At 45.1% G+C, this 6843-nt stretch carries 9 protein-coding genes; 7 read left to right on the top strand and 2 right to left on the bottom strand.

Features of this window, described 5'->3' with window-relative positions; genetic code table 11:
- Positions 1-25: 25 nt before the first annotated feature.
- The 6 genes from QXV08_RS07145 (at position 26) to QXV08_RS07170 (ending at position 4948) form a co-directional block, all read left to right on the top strand.
- A complete protein-coding gene (locus QXV08_RS07145; RefSeq protein WP_014767629.1) occupies positions 26-304 on the top strand; it encodes a hypothetical protein in 279 nt (92 codons plus the stop codon).
- Complete coding sequence (locus QXV08_RS07150) at positions 301-1134, top strand: XdhC/CoxI family protein (protein ID WP_342785464.1); 834 nt, start codon at positions 301-303, stop codon at positions 1132-1134. The genes QXV08_RS07145 and QXV08_RS07150 overlap by 4 nt, the downstream gene beginning before the upstream one ends.
- A 129-nt stretch (positions 1135-1263) precedes the next feature.
- The gene (locus tag QXV08_RS07155) at positions 1264-1761 is read left to right on the top strand and encodes a hypothetical protein (RefSeq protein WP_342785466.1); all 498 of its coding nucleotides are present in this window, start codon (positions 1264-1266) and stop codon (positions 1759-1761) included.
- Between the two features lie 574 nt (positions 1762-2335).
- Positions 2336-3199 carry an NAD(P)-binding domain-containing protein gene (locus tag QXV08_RS07160; RefSeq protein ID WP_342785468.1) on the top strand — a complete coding sequence of 288 codons (864 nt, stop codon included), beginning with the start codon at positions 2336-2338 and terminating at the stop codon, positions 3197-3199.
- Between the two features lie 30 nt (positions 3200-3229).
- On the top strand, positions 3230-3940 hold the full coding sequence (locus tag QXV08_RS07165) for an ERCC4 domain-containing protein (RefSeq protein ID WP_342785470.1): 711 nt from the start codon (positions 3230-3232) through the stop codon (positions 3938-3940).
- Positions 3941-3979: 39 nt separating this feature from the next.
- The gene (locus QXV08_RS07170; protein WP_404991077.1) at positions 3980-4948 is read left to right on the top strand and encodes a glycosyl transferase family 4; all 969 of its coding nucleotides are present in this window, start codon (positions 3980-3982) and stop codon (positions 4946-4948) included.
- A gap of 12 nt (positions 4949-4960) precedes the next feature.
- Here the strand turns inward: QXV08_RS07170 and QXV08_RS07175 are convergent, their stop codons facing one another.
- A complete protein-coding gene (locus tag QXV08_RS07175) occupies positions 4961-5269 on the bottom strand; it encodes a hypothetical protein (protein WP_342788157.1) in 309 nt (102 codons plus the stop codon).
- Between the two features lie 184 nt (positions 5270-5453).
- Between QXV08_RS07175 and QXV08_RS07180 the strand changes: the two genes are divergently transcribed.
- Positions 5454-5621 (top strand): hypothetical protein, encoded by a 168-nt coding sequence (locus tag QXV08_RS07180; protein ID WP_342785476.1) that lies wholly within the window; start codon positions 5454-5456, stop codon positions 5619-5621.
- 240 nt (positions 5622-5861) lie between these two features.
- On the opposite strand, the gene QXV08_RS07185 is transcribed toward QXV08_RS07180, so the two are convergent.
- Complete coding sequence (locus tag QXV08_RS07185; protein WP_342785478.1) at positions 5862-6566, bottom strand: HAD family hydrolase; 705 nt, start codon at positions 6564-6566, stop codon at positions 5862-5864.
- Positions 6567-6843: the final 277 nt, after the last annotated feature.

Here is a 6843-nt window from a genome sequence, read left to right on the forward strand (position 1 = left end):
AATAAAATAAATAAAATAAGATTGAGTGAGAGCATTGATAGCTAGGATTTCTAATACACAAATAGTGATTCAGGAGGCATTTAATTACTGGGATATAAGAGCTATATTAGACGTATTAAACCCCCTGCTACTAAAACACGGGTACAACCCAGTCTTCTTCTTCGAGGGCACGCCTATACTGGGGCAAGGCGGTTTCTCAGTCATAATAAAGCTATCCAAGGAGCTATCATCCAGTGATAGAGGCTTTGTTAAAAGGATGCTTCAGAGCAATGGATTAAGAGTTATAGAGGAGGATGCGAAGTGAATAATAGGGATATACTGTTTAAGGTTGTTGAGGAGTTGGACAGGGGGAGACCTGTAGCATTGGTCACACTCGTTAATAAGGAGGGCAGCGGGCCCCGTGGACTGGGTTCGCTAATGATTGTAACCATTGATGGCTTGAAGTATGGTACAATTGGGGGCGGGGAATTCGAGGCCTTTGTTATAAAGGAGTCATTATCAGCCTTGAAGGAGGGCAAGCCTAGACGCGTTAAAATGGCTCTCAGGAGGGAGAATATACCGCCTGACGCAGTGCCTACGAACATGCTGTGTGGTGGAGTAGTGGAGGTGTTCATCAACGTGTTGAAGCCCAAGCCCCGTCTAATACTGGTGGGTGCCGGCCACGTCGGGAAGCCTATAGCGGATATAGGCAATATATTGGGATACAGGATAGTCGTTGTCGACAAGGATCCGGGGTTAGCTAGCAGGGATAGATATCCCTATGCAGAGGTGGTTAAATCTGGAAGCATTATCGATGAGTTGAAGACAATAGAGTTCACAGAGAATGATATAGCAGTAATAGCTTTCGGCGAGGTTGAAACAGACTACCAGGTACTCAAACACCTTGTATCAAACGGGTTCAAGGGACATATATGGGTTCTCTGTAGCAGGAACAGAGCTAAATGGATGTTTGATAGACTCGTATCCGAGGGAGTTGATGTGAGCAGTTTCAGTGAGAGGATCCATATGCCAGCCGGGCTAAATATAGAGGCCGAGACACCTGAAGAGATAGCTGTAAGCATATGGTCTGAAATAATATGTGTATTGAAATCATGCAGAAAACCGGTGCCATCGCTCAGCATCCTTGATAAGTAGGCTGGCTTCAAAGACATAGTGATTCAAGCAGGCTCAAGGATTCAACCTAAAAATTTATAAACCCTTTTCAACGAGGCCACCCTTCTTAAAACCCTTCCGATAAAGCATTAATTACACAGGGAGTCATTCATGGAGACTATGCTCGGGTTGAATACATTTCAGGAGATCATATTCCAGGGACCTGAGGAGAGAATACGCAATGTTATAAACGATATTGTTGTAATGGCTAGTCTCTATAAGCAGACAGGTGAGGAACACGCGTTAACAGGATTCATTAAACTCTTCAATGAATACCTGGAGGCAATAGCTCCCTTGGAGTATGTGCCCGGGCTTGCCGAGAGGCTTGGTGAGAAACTAGAGTTAACACTATGGGATGTAGACTTCGACTACAAGGCACTGGAGAGGCTTTTAGCAGTGATATATGAGATACGGGCATACAGTGAAAACGCAAGAGATCGCCTCGGAGAGTTAGCCATGCTACTCTCATACTTCATGGCTAAAACCGGTGTACCGTTGAGAGAACTCGGTGGATTCAACGGCTTAATAGGATGCAGAGACTGGAGGGAGAAGCCGGGACTAATGGTTACACTTGCCGTATTATTCCTAATACTTGCATCAAACCCGTGAATAAGCCTTGTTAATAGCGTTCCCCGCCTTTCATGTAATTAAAAATAATGAAAAGCAACTAAAAATTATGGTAGGCGGTTCATCACACCCGCTTCCACCCGGCTCAACCTAGCGGGTGCCCAACGACAAGAAGAGTTAGAGACGCTAGCAAAAGGTGCCAGCTAGATGCTGGGTGGGCGGTTTCTGCATTAATCCTTGTATACTGTAGTTTATAAGTTTGTCTACAGCAGGTGTTATGTGTGGGATACGAAGTATATATCTTTAAGGCTGTTTCCGACCTGATGGTATATTTGAATACTTTTGATTACTTCTGAATTCCTTTTAGTGCTATTCTCTCTATGACTCTGCTTCTAAAGGTACTCACCTTCCAGTTATAGTTTTCATGCTTTCTATTTCCACTTCTACTCCAGAAGAGCTTAATCTATCTAAAACATCTGGGTTCTCTAGGAACAGGTTCTTGACCTCGTGGTGATAAGAATGTCTCACAACTAGAGGTCACAGCAGTGGAGAACGTTAACCTGAACTATTATAAACTGTTTAACTACTACTTCATAGATATAGGTGGGATCTATTTATGGTTTACAGGATCCTTGTTGCTGGAGCTGGTTTAATGGGTTCTTCACTGGTTAGATGCCTGGTTTCCCGTGGTGTTGAGGTATTTGTCTACAATAGAAACGTTGAGAAGGCTAGATCCCTTTGCTCCACTGTTAAATGCGGAGTCATTGAGGATCTAGATTTAACGGGTAACGTTGATGCATCAGTGATCTTCTTGTTTGACGACCAAGCCGTCATAAACTTCGTTTACACGCTTATAGAGAAGAACTTGTTAGGTAGGGCGGGTATTCTAATAAATTCTTCAACCATAAGCCCGGAGACTAGTTTAATGTTGTATAGGATGGTTAGAGATCATGGAGGCATATACGTTGAAGCACCTGTCTACGGAAGCACAGATGAAGCCTCAGCATGTAACCTTGTCACAATGCTCGCAGGGGATCCAGTGATAGAGGGCAAGGTCAAGGAGATAGTACTACTCTACTCTAGTAAAGTATACTGGGTTGGCGGGATCCCTAAGGCCATGGCTTTAAAACTGGCGTTGAATAATATAGGTCTCGTAATGCCGGCTGTACTAGCAGAATCCCTGGCCCTCTTAGACTCGTATGGTGTTGACCAGGAAATATTTAGTGAGATAGCCGGAAATCTATGGTTTGGAAACATGGTTAGAAGATATCTTGCTAGGATTAACATGCCTGTTTCGACACCCAGGTTCACTATCAGTGGGGCCGCAAAGGATTACAGGGTTATCTCTTACACCCTTATGCTGAAAGGATATACGCCACTACTTTCTCAGGCAGCCTCGAACTTTTACTCTCTAGTAGCCAGGGATGTACCTGGTGAAGACTATCCAAGGGCTGTATTATACTATAGAAGGAAAACCTAGAGTCAGAGGCATGGGGTATTAAGTGTGGAAATGAAGCTTCTAGTTCCTGTAGATGTTATAATAGACTCTCGGGAGGATAGTAAGCACCCAGAGTTCAGGGAAGCGTTTACAAGGGAGGGATTAAAGACTGCTGTAAGAGAGCTACCTGTTGGAGACTTCCTGATAATGGCTCCAGAAGGCAAGCGCTCAATACTGGTTGAGAGGAAGACTGTTGATGATCTAGCTAACAGTATAAGGGATAACAGGATATGGGAGCAGAGCAAGTTACTGCTCGAGGAGGCACGCAGAGATGGGCATCAACCCCTTATATTACTAGAGGGGTACCTGGGTACCTTGGAGAAGTATAGGGGCTGGAAGATTCAGAGCATCCTGAGAGTGCTGGATACCCTGATATTTGAAATGGGGATTCCTGTGCTTAACACACCGGGTAAGGATGCCACTATTGCGTGGATTATATCTAAGGCTAAGAGCCTGGGTAGAACAGAGGAGAAGCGTATCTATAGGATGAGGGTTGAGAAGAAGCCCATGGATATACAGGAGAGGATACTCTATGTAGCTGAGAGCATTATAGGGCCTGTGCTTGCTAGGAAGCTCCTAGCAAGGTTTAAGACCCTTAAGAACCTTGCCAATGCATCGAAGCATGAGTTACTCAGTGTTGAAGGCATTGGCGAGAAACGGGCTGAAGAGATATACTTATTATTCAACACGCCTTGGAGTAGTAATGAGGACGGGGTTGAGTAAAGAGTGATAGATGATGTTTTAAGCTATCTAATACCCAGCTTGGTGGCCGCAGCGACCACTAGCATACTGCTTGAATGGTGGGTTAGAACAGGTTTAAGACTGGGTCTCAAGGGCAGGGATATGAATAAGCCTGGGGAACACTATGCTGTTGAAGCGGGTGGTATATGGGTTCTTCTGGGAGCCGTCTTCGGGATCCTGTCCTTCATGGCGTTGAGCACCTATGTCCATGGTGATTCCGGGGTTGTCACCTATCTTGCTGTATCACAGGTACTCTTACTAGCAGGTCTCCTAGGCTTGATGGATGATTTATTAGGGTGGAAGAAGGGTTTAAGCCAGGTTAAAAGAGTATTACTAACTATCCCAATAGCGTTTCCATTAATGGTGGTGAAAGCCGGGTACTCTACGATAGAGCTTCCCTTAATAGGCGTCCTAGACCTAGGCTTGCTCTACCCGTTGGTAGTAATTCCCGTTGGAGTCATGGGGGCTAGTAATGCGTTCAATATGATAGCTGGATATAACGGGTTGGAGGCGTCGCAGGCTCTCGTGATCTCATTAGTGAGCCTCCTGTTCGCCTTGAAGAAGGGTATCTGGGTTGTTATACCGCTTCTACTGGTAATGATCGTGCCTGTAATAGTGTTCCTAAGGTATAACTGGTACCCGGCAAAGGTTTTCCCTGGGAATACATTCACCTATGGTTTCGGGGCATTCTACGCCTCGGTGGTAATATACGGTAACTTCGAGAAATTCGGGCTGATAATATTTACACCCTACTTTATTGAGTTAGCCTTGTTTCTAAGGGGGCTTATACACGGTGTCTACAAGGAGAACTTCGGGAGACCCAGTAGCGAGGGATGCCTTGATCCCCCGTATAGCAGAGCTTACAGTCTAACACATGTAGCATTGATAATCATGAAAAAGTTGAAGGGGTGTGCCAGGGAAACCGATGTGGTATTATTTACAGCCCTGATACAAGCAGTGATAGGTGTCTCAGCCCTCATAGTAATGTAGGTGGATTACTATCTATACATCTGAGCCACAGGTGCTTGCCAGCTCCTCTAGGTCGAGGAAGTGGCTTCTAATTAAGTGGATGTATAAGGCATGCCTCCAGCATCTTGGACCAGGAGTATAGTTGCAGAACGGGCATCTTCTATAGGTGTCTATTATTTCGGCCAGCTCCTTGATCTCATCCATAATGTTTCCACAATACATTTCAGCAAGATGTATCTTGCCCTGGCTTGGTTTTTTACCCGTAAGTATTTTCGCTATACTGAATGCCAGCTTCTCTATTAGTCTTAGACTTGTGTATTTCCCGGGGTTCATGGTTGACACCAATTTCTATTTTAGAAATTAGAAATTATAAATTTTTCCTTCATGGAAACTAGAGATGAGGCCTTCCTCACCTTAGCGGAGTACGGGCCCCTGCAGTTTCAGTGATCCACTATTCAAACCTCGCACTTTCGGTGTCCTCTCTACTTATAAACCTCATATTCTTAAACCGTGTTGAGGGAGATCCATGAGTCCCGAGATAAAGATCTACGTAGCGGCTGTACTACGCAGGATCAGGAGCAGTATAGAGAGGTGTAGTAGTATTGAGTGCGCTCTCTCAGTGATAGACACATATATAGATGCAATCGATGAGAAAACATCCAGTGAGATACTCAAGATGCTGGGCCTATACTAGATGGTGATCCAGAGTATATACATGTGTACACGTGGTGTAAATACGAGTGAATGAATTAAGACTAAGACCGGGATAGCTGAAGATATATGCTTGGTGGTATAGTTGAGAAACTATAGGAAAAACACTACACCACGTCTTAGATATATTGAGGCTAAACAAAGACATGTATCAAAAAATAAGGCCGGGTAACATTGTTACAACTGAAAGCCTCATCCTTCAAGGCAGGGAGGAGGTTAGAGCTTAAAACCTAATTAGACCCGTTAACTCTTTTAATCTACTAATCACGCTGACCCCTGTCTTCCTACAGTTTTCAACCGATTCCATCCGTCTAGCCAGTAACACGGGTCTCAAACCAGTGAGCAATGCACCTATGACATCCCTGCTACAGGAGTCACCAACATGTATGGCCTCCCAAGGGTTTACACCAAGCTTCTCAAGGCCTACTTTAAATATCCTGGGATCAGGCTTTGAGAACCCTGTATCAGCTGACGTGATAACCAGGTCCACATATTCGCTTAGCCCGATATTGGAGAGCATCTTCTTAACCGATGTACCGGAGAAACTGGTATCGCTTACAATCATTGTTTTCAATCCATTCTCCTTCAAGGTCTTCAACACGTCTCCAGCATCCGGGTCTACTCGGGGCGTGTAGCTTCCAGAGGCCTCCTCGTATGCGTCAACAGCTTGTCTCACTACTTGCCCACCTATATCGAGTCCGAGTACAAGTAGGATAGCCTTGACGAAGTCCTCTGGCTTGATAAACCCCTTGACATGTTTAACAATCCTGTATGCCTCGAGTACGTTGTTAAACCCTGGTTTTTTATCGCTTGGAATACTTTTCCAGATTGCCTCAAGCCTTTTCAAGGTATATGACTCAGGTTCCATACCTTCATCAAATATAAGTGTGTCCCATAGGTCGAATGATACTAGCTTAACCACGTGCATGCACGCTACCCCTCCATCACTGAAGCTACTGATGTATCCTAAATTAACCTTTGGTACCGATCAGTATTAATGCATCCACCCAGAGCGATTATCTGGTCTTGCATTCCTCGACTGATGGAAGCCGTGTCGAGGTATTATTCATGCAACCATCTGACCTCCTCCCCGCCCTAAAGGGCGAGGGTTCCCTCTTGGGCGGTTCATTAGTTTGGGGCTGCATACCCGGGCTCTCCTGCCCGGTTTAGCCCCGGGCCGGGTCTCCGGCCCGTTACCCCTATCC

This window comes from Desulfurococcus sp., assembly GCF_038881575.1.
In the GTDB taxonomy this organism is placed as follows: Archaea; Thermoproteota; Thermoprotei_A; order Sulfolobales; family Desulfurococcaceae; genus Desulfurococcus.